This window comes from Dyella sp., assembly GCF_036746095.1.
GTDB lineage: Bacteria > Pseudomonadota > Gammaproteobacteria > Xanthomonadales > Rhodanobacteraceae > Dyella_B.
On the sequence record NZ_DAIOEU010000046.1, the window covers coordinates 21,854 to 38,750 of the forward strand.

8 protein-coding genes are annotated in these 16,897 nt (G+C 62.9%); 7 read left to right on the plus strand and 1 reads right to left on the minus strand.

Annotation, left to right across the window (positions count from 1 at the left end; genetic code table 11):
* Positions 1 to 144: 144 nt before the first annotated feature.
* Positions 145 to 1,107 (minus strand): LacI family DNA-binding transcriptional regulator, encoded by a 963-nt coding sequence (locus V7M64_RS16545; protein ID WP_333680602.1) that lies wholly within the window; start codon positions 1,105 to 1,107, stop codon positions 145 to 147.
* 312 nt (positions 1,108 to 1,419) lie between these two features.
* Between V7M64_RS16545 and pgmB the strand changes: the two genes are divergently transcribed.
* The 7 genes from pgmB to V7M64_RS16580 all read left to right on the plus strand — a co-directional run bounded on the left by pgmB (position 1,420) and on the right by V7M64_RS16580 (position 16,785).
* A complete protein-coding gene (gene pgmB / locus V7M64_RS16550; RefSeq protein ID WP_333680587.1) occupies positions 1,420 to 4,437 on the plus strand; it encodes a beta-phosphoglucomutase in 3,018 nt (1,005 codons plus the stop codon).
* A 63-nt stretch (positions 4,438 to 4,500) separates the two neighbouring features.
* Positions 4,501 to 7,065, plus strand: coding sequence for a TonB-dependent receptor (locus V7M64_RS16555; RefSeq protein ID WP_333680589.1), 2,565 nt, complete (start codon positions 4,501 to 4,503; stop codon positions 7,063 to 7,065).
* A 257-nt stretch (positions 7,066 to 7,322) separates the two neighbouring features.
* On the plus strand, positions 7,323 to 8,585 hold the full coding sequence (locus V7M64_RS16560) for an MFS transporter (RefSeq protein WP_333680591.1): 1,263 nt from the start codon (positions 7,323 to 7,325) through the stop codon (positions 8,583 to 8,585).
* Positions 8,586 to 8,630: 45 nt separating this feature from the next.
* A complete protein-coding gene (locus tag V7M64_RS16565) occupies positions 8,631 to 10,877 on the plus strand; it encodes a glycosyl hydrolase family 65 protein (protein ID WP_333680593.1) in 2,247 nt (748 codons plus the stop codon).
* 106 nt (positions 10,878 to 10,983) lie between these two features.
* Entirely contained in the window at positions 10,984 to 12,828 is a 1,845-nt protein-coding gene (locus V7M64_RS16570; RefSeq protein WP_333680594.1) for a tetratricopeptide repeat protein, read from the plus strand.
* The gene (locus V7M64_RS16575; RefSeq protein ID WP_333680596.1) at positions 12,825 to 15,059 is read left to right on the plus strand and encodes a glycoside hydrolase family 65 protein; all 2,235 of its coding nucleotides are present in this window, start codon (positions 12,825 to 12,827) and stop codon (positions 15,057 to 15,059) included. The genes V7M64_RS16570 and V7M64_RS16575 overlap by 4 nt, the downstream gene beginning before the upstream one ends.
* Before the next feature lie 55 nt (positions 15,060 to 15,114).
* Positions 15,115 to 16,785: a trehalase family glycosidase gene (locus V7M64_RS16580; protein ID WP_333680598.1), complete on the plus strand. Its 1,671-nt coding sequence runs from the start codon at positions 15,115 to 15,117 to the stop codon at positions 16,783 to 16,785.
* Positions 16,786 to 16,897 lie beyond the last annotated feature (112 nt).

Genomic DNA, 16,897 nt, shown 5'->3' on the forward strand with positions numbered 1-16,897 from the left:
TGTCTGGAAGGCCCGCAGGCTGCGCCGCGCGGCTTGGCAAGACGGCCAGTCTTCCCGGCGCCACGCGACACATCCTGCGAGCCTTCCAGGCATCATGACGACGGCGATACTTGATCAGTGTTGCCTAAGCTGGAACGTACTTGCTCAGGTCGCCCTCACCACCAAGGTCACGCCCATCATCTGCGATTGCATCGCGTGTCCCTGGATCAGCCCCAGCACTTTGCGAGCGAGCAGTACCCCGCCTTCCTGCCAGTTCTGCCGCACCGTGCTCAGCGGCGGCAGAAAACTCGCTCCCAGCGGCGTGTCGTCGTAGCCGAGCACGGAGACATCGTTCGGCACCGACTGACCCAGCTCCACCAGCGCACGGATCGCGCCCATCGCCAACAGGTCGCTGCACGCAAAGATGGCATCGAAGCGCACCTTGCGTGCAGCCAGCGAACGCACGGCATCAATCCCGGACTCCAGCGTGAAGTCCGCGCGCCGCAGCAACAATGGCTTGATGCCGTGGCGGGCCAGTTCGTCGACGAAGCCGAACAGGCGTTGCGCCATTTCCGGGTGATCGGGATTGCCGATAAACACCGGATGCCTCCGGCCGATGGAAAGAAAACGCTCGGCGGCAAGGATGCCGCCCTGGCGATTGTCGCTGCCGACGACGATATGGTTGTCCCCGCCTTCGTCAGCGGCGCCCCACACCACCATCGGCAGGCCAAGCTTGTCGTAGAGGCGCACCGCATCCTGGCGCACGCCCTGACCCAGCAGGATCAGCCCGTCCGCCGCCTGCACCGCGGCATGGGAGGCGCCCTGCCGGGTGGTGAGCAGCACGCTGTAGCTAGCCGAGGTGAGTTCCTGCGAGATGCCGCCGAGCAATGACAGCGGATAGGGATCCCACATGGTGCGCTCGGACGACGGCTTCATTTCCACGATGACGGCCACCGTGTGGCTACGCCGCAAGCGCAGGTTGCGTGCGCTGACGTTCAACTTGTAGCCATGTTTGCGCGCCAGGGCCTGCACCCGCTCGCGGGTCTCGGTATTGACCAATGGACTTTCGCTCAAGGCCCGCGAGACGGTGATCTTGGACACCCCCGCCAGCTCGGCCAGGTCCGCCATGGTCAGGCTGGGGCGTTGCGCAAGGGGTTGTTTTTTCTTGGCCTGCGTCAAGCGGCGACCCTCTTCCTTTCCAGTGCTAACCGGGCACGTTCACCCCATTTGCGATAAGTGTGCCGGAGGGGCGTCCATTCCTCCAATGCAGCCCTCCCGTGCGACGACGTTTTCGACACGCGCGCGGTCGCATCATGCTGCGACGCAGCGATGATATCGATATCTTGATATCGATATCATTCGCTTTGTATGCTCGCGTCCCACGGCCGAGCTCGGCCGCTGACAAGACCAATCAAAAAAGAGATGCCACGGGGAGAATGCGTGCACAGCAACGAGGCACAAGCCATAGCCATGGAACCGGCGCACCGGGCGTCTCCCGATCCCTGGCGGGTCGTGCATGCCCGCCGCCCGCTGGCGTACGAACTGGCCAAGCTGGAAAGCCTGTTCGCGCTGGCCAACGGCACCCTCGGCGTCCGCGGCGGGCTGGAAGAAGACAGCAGCCCCACCCAGGGCACCTTCCTGACCGGCGTGTGGGAACGCACGCCCATCGAATATCACGAACGCTTCCCCGGCTTTGCCCGCAGCACCGATACCCGCATTCCGGTACCCGACGGCATCCGCATCGGCCTGCGGCTGGGTGAAGCACCGGTCCATTTGCGCGAAGGCGAATGGCTGGCGTTCGAACAGGCGCTGGATCTGCGCGCCGGCTGCCTGGAACGAACGCTGCGCTGGCGCTCCCCCAACGGTGCCACCATCGAGATCCAGGCCGAACGTCTCGTCCCCCTGCAGACGCCCAACCTGTTGTGCATCCGCTATCGCGTCACCTCCGTCGACTACAGCGGGCCGCTTACGCTGGAATCGGCCATCGTCGCCGATGTCAGCGCCGCCGAGCAGGGCGACGATCCGCGTATCGGGACACGCATCAAGGGCGGCCTGAGCATCACCGCCGCCGATGCCGACCGCACGCTGGCTTCGATCTGCCAACGCACGCAGAACAGCCATATCCGGCTGGCTTGCGGCCAGCGGCATCGCGTGTTGCAGAGCAATGTGGCGTTCGCCCGCGCCATCGTCGATGACTACGAAGGCGTGCAACAGCACTACGTGGCCGACCTGCGCCCCGGCGACAGCGTGATGCTCGAGAAATACGTGGCATACGCCTGCAGCCGTCCCGAAGGCGGCGATACCGAAGCCTCCCTGCTCGATAGCGTCGCCACCATGCTGGAGCGTGCGCTCACGCTGGATTTCGACACCCATCGCTCGGAGCAGGCACGTACTTGCGCCGCGTTCTGGCAGGAAGCGGATCTGGAAATTCACGGCGACAGCGCCGTCGAACAGGCGCTGCGTTTCAACCTGTTCCATTTGATGCAATCCACGCCGCGCGATGGCAGCGGCAGCGCGGCGGCCAAAGGCCTCACCGGCGAAGGTTACGAGGGGCATTATTTCTGGGATGCCGAAGCCTTCATTCTTCCCGTGCTGGCTTTCACCTCGCCCGAGCGCGCGCGCAGCATGCTCGAGTACCGCATCAACACACTCGACCGCGCGCGCAATCATGCGCGCGAAATGAATCACCCCACGGGTGCGCTCTATCCCTGGCGCACCATCGGCGGCGAGGAGTGCTCGGCCTATTTCCCGTCCGGCTCGGCGCAATACCACATCAACGCCGCGATCGCGTTCGCGATCCGACTGTACGTCGAAGCCACCGGCGATATCGATTTCCTGGTGCGCGGCGGCGCCGAAATGCTGTTCGAAACCGCGCGACTGTGGCATCACGTCGGCCACTTCAATCCTCGCCGCGGCAATGCGTTCTGCATTTGCCAGGTGACCGGTCCGGACGAATACACCGCGCTGGTCGACAACAACTACTACACCAACCATATGGCGCAACAGCATCTGCGCCACGCGGCCTCGGTGGCGTCGCAGCTGGGTCGCGAACGGCCGCAGGATTACGCGCGCATCGCCACGCAGCTGGATCTGTCGGACAAGGAAATCGCCGCGTGGCTGGCGGCCGCCGATGCGATGTACCTCCCGGTCGATGCGGAACTGGGCATTTTTCCGCAGGACGACGACTTCCTCAACAAGCCGCGCCTGCCGATCGCGCACCCGAGCGAACATGGCCATCGTCCGCTGCTGCTGCAATTGCATCCGCTAACGATCTATCGCCACCAGGTATGCAAGCAGGCCGACGTACTGCAAGCCTTCGTGTTGGCGGGCAACACCATCGACGTGGAAAGCAAGCGGCGCAACTTCGATTACTACGAAGGCGTCACCGTGCACGATTCCACGCTATCGGCGTCGACCTTCAGCGTGGTGGCGGCGGAAGTCGGCTATGCGCAGAAGGCGTACGGCTATTTCCTCGATACGCTGCGCGTCGATCTGGACAACCTGCACGGCAACACCTCGCACGGCGTGCACATGGCGGCCATGGCCGGCAGCTGGATGGCGCTGGCGTGGGGCTTCGGCGGCATGCGCGTCGTCGATGGACGCCCAGCGTTTGCCCCCACCCTGCCGCCCGCCTGGAGCAGCTATCGCTTCGGCGTGCGCTGGCGCGATCACCATATCCGTATCGCCGTCAAAAAAGATCGCGTGGAATACACGCTCACCGAAGGCGCGCAGCTCGACATTCTCCACCGCGGCAAGACGGTGATGCTGCACGCCGGCCACACCGTCAACCTTCCCCTGCATGCTTCCGCACGCCCTGAACTGAAGGGCGTCATCTTCGATCTGGACGGCGTGATAGCCGATACCGCCATCGTGCACCACGCCGCCTGGAAACGGCTTGCGCAGGAAATCGACATTGCGTTCGACGATGCCACCGGCGAACGCATCAAGGGCGTCGATCGCCGCGGTTCGCTGGACATCCTGCTGGAACGCGCATCGCGCACGTATTCGGAAGACGAAAAAGAAGCGCTTTCCTCGCGCAAAAACGAATATTACCGGCAGCAGATCGAAACCTTCGGCCCACAAAACCTCTTGCCCGGTGCGCGCCATGCCGTCGAATCGGTGCGGCGCGAAGGCCTGAAAACCGCGCTGGCGTCTGCCAGCCGCAACGCACCGCTTTTGCTGGAAAGGCTCGGCATCGCGGATTTGTTCGACTACGTGGTGGATGCCAACCACATCAGTCGCGCCAAACCCGATCCGGAGATTTTCCTGGCCGCCGCGCGCGGCCTCGGCTTGGAGCCGAGCGAATGTATCGGCGTGGAGGACGCCGCGGCAGGGATCGCCAGCATTCACGCTGCGGGAATGAAGGCGATAGGAGTCGGCCAGGCGCAAGCACTGGCGGAGGCGGATCTGCTGTTGCCGGACGTTGCCGCGTTCGACATCAGTCTTTTCACGACATAAGCGGCTAACAAACGCGGTGACGCCGCGTCACATCACATACGAAACAGTTGGGGAGAACGTTCGATGAAGACCAAGCCACTCACACGCGTTGCGTTATCGGCGGCGATCACCGCCACGCTGATGTCCGGCGCGGCCTATGCGCAAGACAACGCTCAACCGCAAGCTACTTCGACAAACCAGTCCACGACGGCGCCGGCGCAAAACGCCAACTCGCAGCGGTCCAGCAATGGCAACGGCAAGAATGTATCGACGCTGCAACAGGTGGTGGTCACCGGCACCGCCACCTTCGGCGGTATCAAGAAGATCGATGCGGCCTACTCCGTCACCTCGATGAGCTCGCAGCAGATCAAGCAAGCCAACCCGGTCAGCGCGGCTGATCTGTTGAAAGCATCGCCGGGCGTGTTCCCTGAATCCTCCGGCGGCCAGACCGGTGCGAACATCGAAGTGGCCGGCTTCCCCGGCGGCGGCGATGCGCCCTATGCCACCTTCCAGCTCAACGGCAGTCCGCTGTATCCGCAGTCGAATCTGTCGTTCATGGATCAATCCACCATGTTCCGCCTGGATGACACCATCGATCGCGCGGAAATCGTGCAGGGTGGTCCAGCGGTGCTGTATGGCAACGGCCAGCCGGGCGTGACGGCGAACTTCCTTCTGAAGGAAGGCACCGACGTTCCTTCCGGCGACATCGGCTTTACCTATGGCACCGACAACACCCAGCGTATCGATGGCTTTATTGGCTTCAAGATTGCCGACGGCTGGTACGGCAGTTTTGGCGGCTTCTGGCGCCGCGACAACATCCGCGATCCGCAATTCGCGGCCGACAAGGGCGGCCAGCTCACCGCCACGCTGTCGCGCGACTGGGATAGCGGTTCGCTGATGTTCTACGCACGCGCGTTGAAGGATCACAACCAGTTCGTCACCGACACGCCGATTCTCAACGCGAGCAAGGGCCAGTTTTCCGCCTACCCGGGCTTCAGCCCGCTCACCGGCACGTTCGGCAGCAAGGCCGACCAGTATGAGTTCATCGGCACTACGCCTTGCGGCACGCCCGGCTGCGCGCCCGGCGGCGAAAACGTCAACCTGGCCAAGGGTCGCGGCGCCGACTTGCGCATGTTCGGCGCGAACTTCGATTGGGATTTCGGCAACGGCTGGTCGCTGTCTGACAAGCTGGGCTTCACCGCGGGTGAGTTGAATACCATTTCGTTCTTCAGCACGGGCGCCAATCCCTCCTCGCTGCTGGATTACATCACCGGCCAGGTAGCTGCGGACGCAAACGCCGGCGAACTGCCTGCTGGCGCTTACACCGCCAATGCCACCTACACGAACGGCCAGGCGGCCAACCTGAACGAGAACGTCACCCAGCAAGGTCTTTGGTACGTACGCAAGAATCTGGAGTCGGTCAGCAACGAGTTCCATGTCAGCGACGAATTGTTCGACGGGAATACGCTGACGCTGGGCAACTGGACGGCCGTCTATCAGGACCATGACACGTGGTTCCTCGGCAACAACATGTTGCTGCAGGCGATCACCAATCCCAATCCCATCGTGGTGACGCTCAACAATGGCACGAACACCTACGACCTGACCGATCCGCAAGGTTTTGTCAGTGGCGTTTCCACCGCCGTCAAAGAACGCTGGCATGGCTTCAATACCGCATTTTTTGCAACGGATACCTGGAAGATCGGTAGCTGGCTGCTGGACGGCGGCCTGCGCGTGGAGCGCCAGCAATCCAACGGTGCCATCGCCAACACGGCGTCGTACGACCTCGACAACAACCCGCTTACGCTCTACAACAACAGCTCCCAATACTTCGCGCCGGGAAATCAGTACATCAATTACCAGAAGACGGAGAAGTCCTGGACGCTGGGCGCCAACTACGAGTTCAACCCGAGCATGAGCGCCTATGTACGCGCGAACCTCGGCGTGCATTTCCCCGACTTCGACGACCTGCGTGGCATGCCCACCACTCCGGTGCAGAAGATCAGGAACTACGAAATCGGTTTCAAGTACCAGGCCGATTGGATCTACGCCGACGTCGCCGCGTATCGCCGCCTGTTCTACAACGTGCCCTACACCATCACCACCGACACCGGCCAGAACACGTACGTATACGCCGCACAGAGCAAGGGCGTGAACTTCACCACCACGATAAAGCCGTTCGAGCACGCCGCGATCCTCTTCTCCGGCGACTACATGAACGGCCATTACTACCGCTACATCGGTTGCCTGTCCTACACCACGCAGGCGGGCGGCAGTGCGTGCCAGAGCATCAACGGCATGCAACTGCAACGCCAGCCGAAGTTCCAGTTCCGCCTGCAACCGTCCTACGATTTCCCCACCAGCTGGGGTGACTTGAAGGCGTGGATCACCTACGAATACGTCGGCGATCGCTACGGCGACCTGATCCAGCAGCAGCCGCTGGGCAACTACTATGACCTGGCCTTCGGCGTACAAGCGAACGTGGGGCCGCATTGGTCCTACAGCGTGCAAGGCACCAACCTCACCAACCAGATCGGCATCACCGAGGGCAACGCCCGCCTGTTCGGTTTTGCCAGTTCCGGCGGCGTGATCCTGGCCCGCTCGATCTGGGGCCGGCAGATCTGGGGGCAGGTCAAGTACAACTTCTGATGCGCTTTCCTCTCTCTCCCGCGTGATGGGTCAACAACGCGGGAGAGGGTGTTTGATGTGTTGTTAGCCGCCCTCCCCTCCCTTGGGCAACCATGGCCGGGTTCCGTATCCGGCCATGGACTTTCCCGCCACAAGTCGTTGTAGAGTTCGTCCGTCAGTCGCCTTCGCGACGGGGCCTTTGGCCCTGCACGGTTTCGGTGGCTGCGGCCGGTGAAAGGGTTTTTGTTGCCATGCATTTCGTCACCAGGCAGGTCGCCATGAACCGATTCCGCATGATCGCCGCGCTCGCCCTGATCTACATGGTCTTCGCGATACTGCTCAACAGCGTCGGCACGGTCATCCTCCAATCGATCTACACCTTCGGCGTCGACAAGCCGCAGGCCAGCCTGCTGGAACTGTTCAAGGACCTGCCGGTTGCGGTCACGTCCTTCCTGGTCGCCTCGTTTCTTCCCCTGCTTGGTTATCGGCGCGCGATGATGATCGCGCTGGGCATCGTGGCCTGCGCCTGCGTGCTGATGCCGTTGTATCCCAGCTTCCATACCACGGAGTTGCTGTTCACCTGTGTTGGCGTGTCGTTCGCGCTGACCAAGGTGGCGGTGTATTCCTCGATCGGCTTGCTCACCAACGATCGCAGCGAGCATGGTCGGCTTACCAATACGGTCGAAGGCTTGTTCATGATCGGCGTACTGATTGCCGGCTGGTTGTTCAGCGCGTTCGTCGATCATGCGGCGCCGGCGAATCCGTCCTGGCTGAATGTCTATTGGGTGCTGGCCGTGATCAGCTTGCTGGTGATCGTGCTGCTGGCGACCTCGCGCATGGACGAATCCGCCGCGCGTACCGAGGAAACCAAATCGATGCACGGCTCGCTGTTGGAGATGCTGCATCTGTTTCTGCGGCCCCTGGTGTACGTATTCCTCGCGTCAGCATTTCTCTATGTGCTGATCGAACAGAGCTTCAGCACCTGGCTGCCGACCTTCAACAACGAGATACTCAAGCTGCCCAACGCGATGAGCATCCAGATGGCTACCATACTGGCGGGGACTTCGGCCGTGGGCCGCATCGTCGCCGGCCAGGTACTGCGCCGCATGCCGTGGTACGCGCTGCTGAACATCTGCGTGGTCGGCATGGGCCTGCTGGTGACGTTGACCTTGCCACTGGCGCATGGCGTAGTCGCGCGCGCCGACGTCGGCTGGCTGAACGCGCCGGCAGCGGCTTATCTGATCCCGCTGATCGGCCTGCTGATGGCGCCGATCTATCCGGTGATCAACTCGGTGGCGCTCAGTTCGCTGCCCAAGCCGGCGCACGCGGCGATGACCGGCTTGATCGTCATCTTCTCCGCCCTCGGCGGCACGCTGGGTTCGCGCATCACCGCCATCGTGTTTTCACGTTTCGACGGTATCCATGCGTTCTACTTTTCGCTGCTGCCGATGCTGCTGATCCTGGTCACGCTGTTCTTTTTCAAGCGCGAAACAGATCGCAGCGGCACTGCCGCGGCCACCATCACGCTGGCCTCCAAGTAGCGCTTTCCGGAGCGGAGCGCCTCACGCACTATCGCTGGAGTTTTCATGAGCCCTCGTCACCTTGGCCTGTCCGGCCTGCTTTTCGCCGCGCTTGCTGCCACGTCCACCTGCCATGCGGCGACGGACCCGAGCTTTGTGCTCACCGGCACCGCCGACAATTTCGGCAGCTATTTCCCCAGCTACCTGGCCAACGGCTACTTCTCCACCATGACCACGCCGCGCGGTACCGAGCCCGCGCGCGCGTACATGGTCGCCTTCATGGATTACGACAAAAGCGATATCTCGCGCCCTGCCGCCATTCCCGGCTGGAGCGAGATCGACTACAACCCGGGCGGCGGCTGGATCAATTCCACGCGCCTGGATAAAAAAATCTTTGCGGACTACGCGCAGACGCTCGACATGTACGACGGCACGCTCACCACGCGCTACCGCTTCGATTACGCCAACAAGTCGACCGATGTGAAGGTCACCACCTTCGTCAGCCAGGCCGATAACCATCTTGCCGCCACGCAGTTCACCATCACGCCGCATTTCGATGGCAGCGTGGAACTCACCTTTCCGATTCGCCTGTGGACCGAGCATCAACCGCGCTTCCCGATTCGCAGCATGACGGGTGACCAGATGATCGCGGCAGTGATCGCCAGCGGCCAGAATCTCGACAACAAGCCGGTGCCGACGCCCGATCGTGCGGCGGTGTGGTATCCGGGTTATACGGAAGTACTCAACAGCGACGGCGATACCAAGTCGCTGACGCTGTGGCTCAACGGTCGCGCCAAGCAAGGCTTGAGCATGGCCGAAGCGGCAGCGATCGAACTGCCGAAGTCGCTGGATATCCAGCACGTGAAGCTCGACAAGACTGACGATCTCTTGTCGCTGCACGTCACCGCCAGGATGAAACAGGGCACCACGTACACCTTCACCAAATACCTTGCCGCCTCACGCCAGGATTGGGGTGGCGACGCGAAGGCCGATGTGGCACTGGCCGAACAAGCACGCACCACCGGTTTCGATACCTTGCTCGCCCGGCATCAAGCCGCGTGGCATGGATTGTGGAAGTCGGACATCGTCGTGGATGGCGATCCGGCCGTGCAGAAGGCCGTGCACTCCGACCTGTATTACCTGCTCTCCAACACCACCGTCGGCACCGCGTGGCCGATGGGCGCCTGCGCGCTGACCCCGAACTACGCCGGGCACGCGTTCTGGGACAGCGACTCCTGGGTATTCCCTGCGCTGCTGCTGTTGCATCCGGAACGCGCCAAGCCGATCGTGATGTTCCGCCATCGCACCATGCAGCCCGCGCGCGAGCGCGCGATCCAATACGGCGCGAAAGGCACGATGTATCCGTGGGAAGCCGATCCGCAGACGGGCGTGGACAACACGCCGCATTTCGCCTACGGCGTCTATCGCGAAATCCACGTCAATGCGGATATCGCGATTGCGCAATGGCAGTACTACCTGGCCAGCGGCGACAAGGATTGGTTGAAGCAATACGGCTGGCCGGTGATCCGCGAGATCGCGCAGTTCTGGGCCAGCCGCGTCACCTACGACAAGGCGGCGGATCGCTACGAAATCATGCACGTCACCTCGCCGGACGAAGCCTACGACGATGTGCCGAACGACTCCTTCACCAATGCCGCTGCACGCAAGGCGCTCAACATTGCCGTCGAAGCCGCCAACGCCGTTGGCGAGCCGGCCGATCCGCAGTGGTCGCGGATCGCCGGCAAGATGTACATCCCATTCCTGGAGAAGGAACAGCGGCACCTGGATTTCGACCAGTCCGTGCCGCACGACAAGATCACCTGGATGGGTTCGTCGTTGGCGTGGCTGATGTATCCCAACCTCGACCTGCCGATGTCGGAAACCGTTCGCCGCAATGACTTCGACTTCCAGCTGCACGAACTTAAAGTGCACGGCGACGATCCGAACGAGATGATGATGGTGATGCTCGCCGTCGGCGCATCCGAGCTGGGCGATGCCAAGACCGCCGGCGACTGGATCCAGCGCAACCTCGCCGGCTTCCTGAAGCCGCCGTTCAACGTGCGCACCGAAACCGTGGCAAACAACGCAGGTTATATTCTCGCCACCTCGTCGGGCTTCTTGCAGAGCATGATCTACGGCCTCACAGGCCTGCGTATCGACGACAAGGGCCTTGATGCGGCCTACGCCCCGGTGCTGCCGCCGAGCTGGACTTCGTTGAAGCTTCAGCGCATCAGTTTCCGCGGCAAGCAGTACGACATTAAGGTCACGCGCGATGCCGAAGGCAAAGCGACATTGACGCGTACAGCGCTGTGATGGCACGCACCGTGATTTTCGACCATCCAGCCCAGTTCCGTCGCCCCGGCGAAGGCCGGGACCCAGTGACATTGAGTGACCCCGGCCATCGCCCGGGCGATGGGTGTTGGCCAATCGTTATCCTCTGCTGATGTCCACGCTCTCGCCCCCGCTACGCGAAGCCATGCAGCACGTCGGCGCGCTGCTGCAGGCGGGGGATTTCCGTGGTGCGCATGACCGGCTTCAATCGGTGGTTGAGCAGCATCCCGGCTATGCGGAAGCCATGCGCCTGCTCGGCGGCGTCAAACAGGCGCTGGGCGACCTCGAAGGGGCGGAGGCGTCGTTACGCAAAGCGATGGCGGCCGACCCCGGCTGGGCTCCCACCTGGGCATCGCTGGGCGAGCTGTTGTTGAACCGTGGAAACGCGGACGAAGCCGTGCCGCTGCTGCACCGTGTCGCCTCGCGCCTACCGCACGCCGCCTTGCTGCTTGCGCGCTATTACAACGACCAGCAACGTCCGGCCGATGCCTTGGCGATCGTGGCTCCGCTATGCGGCTCCACCCAGGCACCGGCCGAGTTGATCGCGCAACACGTCGCCGCGCTTGCCGCGCTCGGGCGCCAGGATGAAGCCGTCAGCTTCTATCGCCGACGCGCCGAGGCATTGCCGAACGATCCTGCCGCGACGCATGCCCTGGCGATGGCCTTGGCGGCGGCCTCCAGGCACGCCGACGCCGAACGCGCCGCCGGCAACGCGCTGGCACTCGGCTATAAAACGGCCGCCGTTTATTTCACGCATGCAAGCAGCCTGATCGCACTGGGCAAGCTGGAATCGGCCGAGGCGGCCCTGCGCGATTGCCTGCGGCAGGAACCGCGCCATATCGACGCCCACGATCGTCTCGCGCGGCTGGTGTGGATGCGCACGGGCGACAATGCGCAGACCACGGCGTTGCTGGATCAAGCCTTGCAGCGATTCCAGGGCGACGAAGCGCTGCTCGCCACGAAAGCCGCGATCCTCCAGGGCGCCGGCGATGCGCACGGCGCCTACCAGTGCCTGGCAACGTCGGCAGCACGCACACAGGCCACGCCATCCTTGTTGGTGCGCGCCGGACTGGCTGCCTTGGAATTCGAACCGGCTGCCGCGCTGGCCTTGGCCGAACGCGCGCTGCAACGAGCGCCATCTTCCAGCGCAGCGCGGAACCTGCTCACCGCCGCGTTGTTAGGCACCGGCGATCCACAAGGCGCGCTGCGCCATTGCGAAACGCTGCTCGCCAACGCACCGGACGATCAATACCTGATCGCCTTGCAGACCACCGCATGGCGATTGCTTGGCGACGAGCGCTACGAGGCGTTTTGCGATTACGCCGATCTGGTGCGTCCGCAAACCTTGCAAGCGCCATCACAGTGGCACGACCTGCCTGGCTTTCTCGCTGACGTGAAACGGAGCCTGGAGCGCCTGCACAATCCGCAGGGTCATCCGCTGCTGTTCCAATCGCTACGCCATGGCACGGAAACCACCGGCGATCTGACGCGTCACCCCGATCCCGCCATCCAGGCGCTGTTCCAGGCCTTCGATGCACCGATCCGCGCGTACCTTGCCCATATCGGCCATGGTGCCGATCCACTACGCCGCCGCAACCGCGGCACGTACCGCTACAACGGCGGCTGGTCGGTGCGCTTGCGCAGCGCGGGCTATCACACCCATCACGTGCATCCGCGCGGCTGGATTTCTTCCGCGTTTTACGTGGACCTGCCTGACGGCATGGCGGACAGTTCCACGCCCGATGGCTGCCTTGCGTTCGGGCAACCCAGCATCCTGACGACGCCCGCCTTGCATGCGCAACACGTGGTGCGTCCCGCAGCAGGCAGGCTGGTGTTGTTCCCCTCCTACGTCTGGCACGGCACCGTGCCATTCCATGGCGAGCAAACGCGACTGACGGTCGCCTTCGACGTGGTGCCGGAGGAAGCGACATGATGCGCCAGCGCATGCTGCTCGCCTGCCTTGCGCTGGTGACGGGCAGCGTTTGCGCCGCGCCGGACGCCAGTTTCCTGCTCACTGCCAGCATGCAGGACCTGGATGCCTACTTCCCCGGGCAACTGGGCAACGGCTATGTTTCCACGCTGACGGCGCCGCGTGGCACGGAAGGCAATCTTGCCTATCTGGCCGCCTTCATGGATTACGCCAAGGATGACGTATCGCGGCCGGCCGCCATTCCGGGCTGGACCGGGATCAACTATCGCGCCGGCTCATCCTGGCTCAATCAGGTCGACGTCACGCCCGCGCACTTTCAGAACTATCGCCAAGTGCTGGATATGTACGATGGCACGCTGACGACGAGCTATCGGTATGTCGATGGCGCGAAGGCCACCGACATCACGGTGACCACGCTGGTCAGCCAGGCTTCGCCGCATCTGGCCGCGACACGGCTATCCATCACGCCGGATTTCGATGGCGAGGTCGAGCTTTCCTTCGCGTTCAATATATGGGCGCCGCACCAGCCGCGTTTTGCGCTCGCCAAGCTCAACGGCGACCGGCTGATGCAAGCACTCGCCGCCAACAACCTCTCGCTGCAACCCGAGCCACCGGCCACCGCGGATCGCGCAGCATGGTGGTATCACGGCGACACGCATGTATTGGCCAGCGGCCAGGACGCGCAAACCTTGACGCTGTGGCTCCATGGCCAGGCGGAGCGAGGCGCAAACATGGCCGAAGCCGCGGCGATCGCGTTGCCGCAAGGTATGCAAGCCGGGAACGTCTCGTTTCAACAGGACGATTACCGGCTTGCCCTCGACCTGCATGCTGCCGTGCATAAGGGGCAAACCTACGCCTTCACCAAATACGTCGCGCTTTCGCGCGATGGGTGGGGCGGCGACGCAAAACAGGATCTTGTGCTTGCCACCCAAGCGCGCGCACAAGGCTTTGATGCATTGCTGCAACAGCAGGCCGATGCCTGGCATGCGCTATGGCAACCGGACATCGTGATCGACGGCGACCCCAAGGCGCAGCAGATCGTGCATTCCGATCTGTACTACCTGCTGTCCAATTCGACGCCCGATACAACTTGGCCGATCGGTGCCTGCGGCATGACGCCGGGCTATGCCGGGCATGTGTTCTGGGACAGCGATTCCTGGGTGTTCCCCGCGTTGCTGCTGTTGCATCCCGGCCGGGCAAAATCGATGGTGATGTTCCGCGATGCCTCCCTGGCGCCGGCAGAACGGCGCGCTCGCGACCGCGGCCTGCGCGGCGCGATGTATCCGTGGGAAGCCGATCCGGATAACGGTACGTCGCAAACACCGTATTCGGCGCACGTGCTCGACGAAAGCGAAATCCACGTCAACGCCGATATCGCCATCGCGCAATGGCAGTATTACCTGGCGACGCAGGATCGGCCGTGGCTGGAACAGCATGGCTGGCCGGTCATTCGGGCCATTGCCGACTTCTGGACCAGCCGCGCCACCTACGTGCCAGACCGGCATCGCTACGAGATCCTGCACGTCACTTCGGTTTCCGAGCCGCACAACGACATTCCCAACGATACGTACACCAATGCGTCGGCGCGCAAGGCGCTGGAGATCGCTACCGCCGCCGCGGCCGTGCTGGGCGTCGCGCCCGATCCGCAGTGGGCGGAAGTGGCGAAGCACATGTATCTGCCGTTCGACGCGCAGGAAGGCCATTACCTCGACTTCGATCCGTCCGTGCCGTTTGACGCACGGAAGGAAGACGGTCCACTGCCGTTGCTGTCGTATCCGTCGCTGGACATGCCGATGAGCGCGCAGGTGCGTCGCCGCGACTACCAATACGCCACGCTGGCGTTGGCGCATGCGCCCCCTATGAACAGCATGGGTTTCGAACCCTTATCCATCGCCGCGGCCACCGCCGGCGAGCAGGGCGAAGCCAGCAAATGGTTCGAAGCCAATATGACGCTCAACGTGATCAAGCCACCTTTCAACGTACGCACCGAAACGCCGACCAACAACACCGGCTACTTCATGACGGCCAGTGGCGGGTGGCTGCAGAACATTCTTTACGGCTTTACCGGCTTGCGGATCGAGCACCAGGGTTTGGTCCAGGCCTATCCGCCGATGCTGCCCGCGCGGTGGAAGAGCGTGAAGCTCAAGCATGTGATGTTCCGTGGGCAAGCGCTGGATATCACGCTGCAACGTGACCCTGGCGGAAACGTCACGCTCACGCGGCATATTCTTTGATTGACACACGCGATCGGCGGCTCGTCCGTCGATGGCACCGGATGGGGAAATTCGCATGAAACGCACACCACGACTCGCCGCCAAATCACGCTATCTCACCCTGCTGCTGTCGGCCGCGCTGGTCGCCACGGCCTCCGCCGCCCAACCCGATCCCGCCAACACCCGTGCCTACATCGACAAGGCCTGGACCACGCTCACGCGTTCGCAGGACGAGTGCAAGTCGCTGCTCGATCCCAAGATCAAGACGCGCCCGGTGCTGTACGTGCCGGCGCAATTCACCATTCCGCAGGATCTGTTGCAGGTGGAGAAGCGCTGCAACGTCGACGTGCATACGCTACCGAAGCCGGTGGAGCAGCTGGGCGATATCGATGCGACCAAGCTGCCGGTGCAGGGCCTGCTTTATCTACCGCACCCGTACGTGGTGCCCGGCGGCTTCTTCAACGAGATGTACGGCTGGGACAGCTATTTCATCATGCTGGGCCTGGTGGCCGATCATCGCATCGAGCTGGCGCGCGACATGGTCGACAACGCGCTGTTCGAAGTGCAGTACTACGGTGGCGTGCTCAATGCCAATCGCACGTATTACCTCAGCCGTTCGCAGCCGCCGTTCCTGAGTCAGATGATGGTATCCCTGCTCAACGATCCGGCCAGCTTTCACAGTGCGGACGAGAAACGCGCGTGGCTGGAGAAAGCGTATCCGCTGGCGGTGCGCAATCACGACATATGGACGCGCCCGGAACATCAGGCCGGCAATACGGGCTTGGCGCGCTACTACGATTTCGGCAGTGGCCCGGTGCTGGAGGCGCAGGACAGCGAGTTCTATGGTGGCGTGATCAAATGGCTGGTCGCGCATCCCAAGGACAACCCGGGTTATCTGCTCAAGGCTGCGCAACATCCGAATGCCGCCGAGGCCGAGCGCCTGAAGACCGAAAGCTGCGACGTCACTACCTCCAAGGTTTGCGCCGGCAACTGGTACGGCGGTTATCGCCTGACGGCCGACTACTACCACGGCGATCGCGCCATGCGCGAATCGGGATTCGATACGAATTTCCACTACGGCCCGTTCGGCGGCTCCACCCATCACTACGCCGACGTGAGTTTGAACAGCCTGCTCTATCGCTATGAACTCGATTTGCGCGACTTCGCGCAGCAACTCGGCAAGACCGACGACGCGGAACGCTGGGCGAAAGCGGCTGCCGCGCGCAAGGAGGCGATGAACAAGTATCTGTGGCGTCCGGAATCCGGCATGTATCGCGATTACGACTTCGTCGCCGGCAAGCCGTCCGATGCGCCGTACCTCACTACGTTCTACCCCCTATGGGCCCGCGCTGCATCGCCCGAACAGGCCGCTTCGGTGCGCGGCAAGCTTTCCATTTTCGAATTGCCCGGCGGCCTGGCGATGGACAACCGGCCCAGCGGTGCGCAATGGAACGCGCCGTTCGGCTGGGCGCCGACCAACTGGCTCGCCGTGGCCGGTCTCGATGCGTACGGCTTCCATGACGACGCGCATCGCATCGCCGGCAAGTTCAACGCGACGATCGATCGCAGCTTTGCCGCCGACGGCACCATTCGCGAAAAATACAACATGGCCAGCGGCAATGCGGATGTGAAAGTCAGCGCGGGGTACACCACCAATGTGATCGGCTTTGGCTGGACCAACGGCGTGTATTTGATGATGGAGGAAATCTTGAGTGGGACGAAGGCGAAGGCCGTTGCCGCGCCCTAAATCCACGAAGGCCAGGAACGCACGTATTCCCTCCAGGCCATCATTGCCGTGAAAGCGGGAGTAAGTATCCCCCGGCCAAGCCGGGGGCTTTAACGTTGTGAGCCGCTCAAAG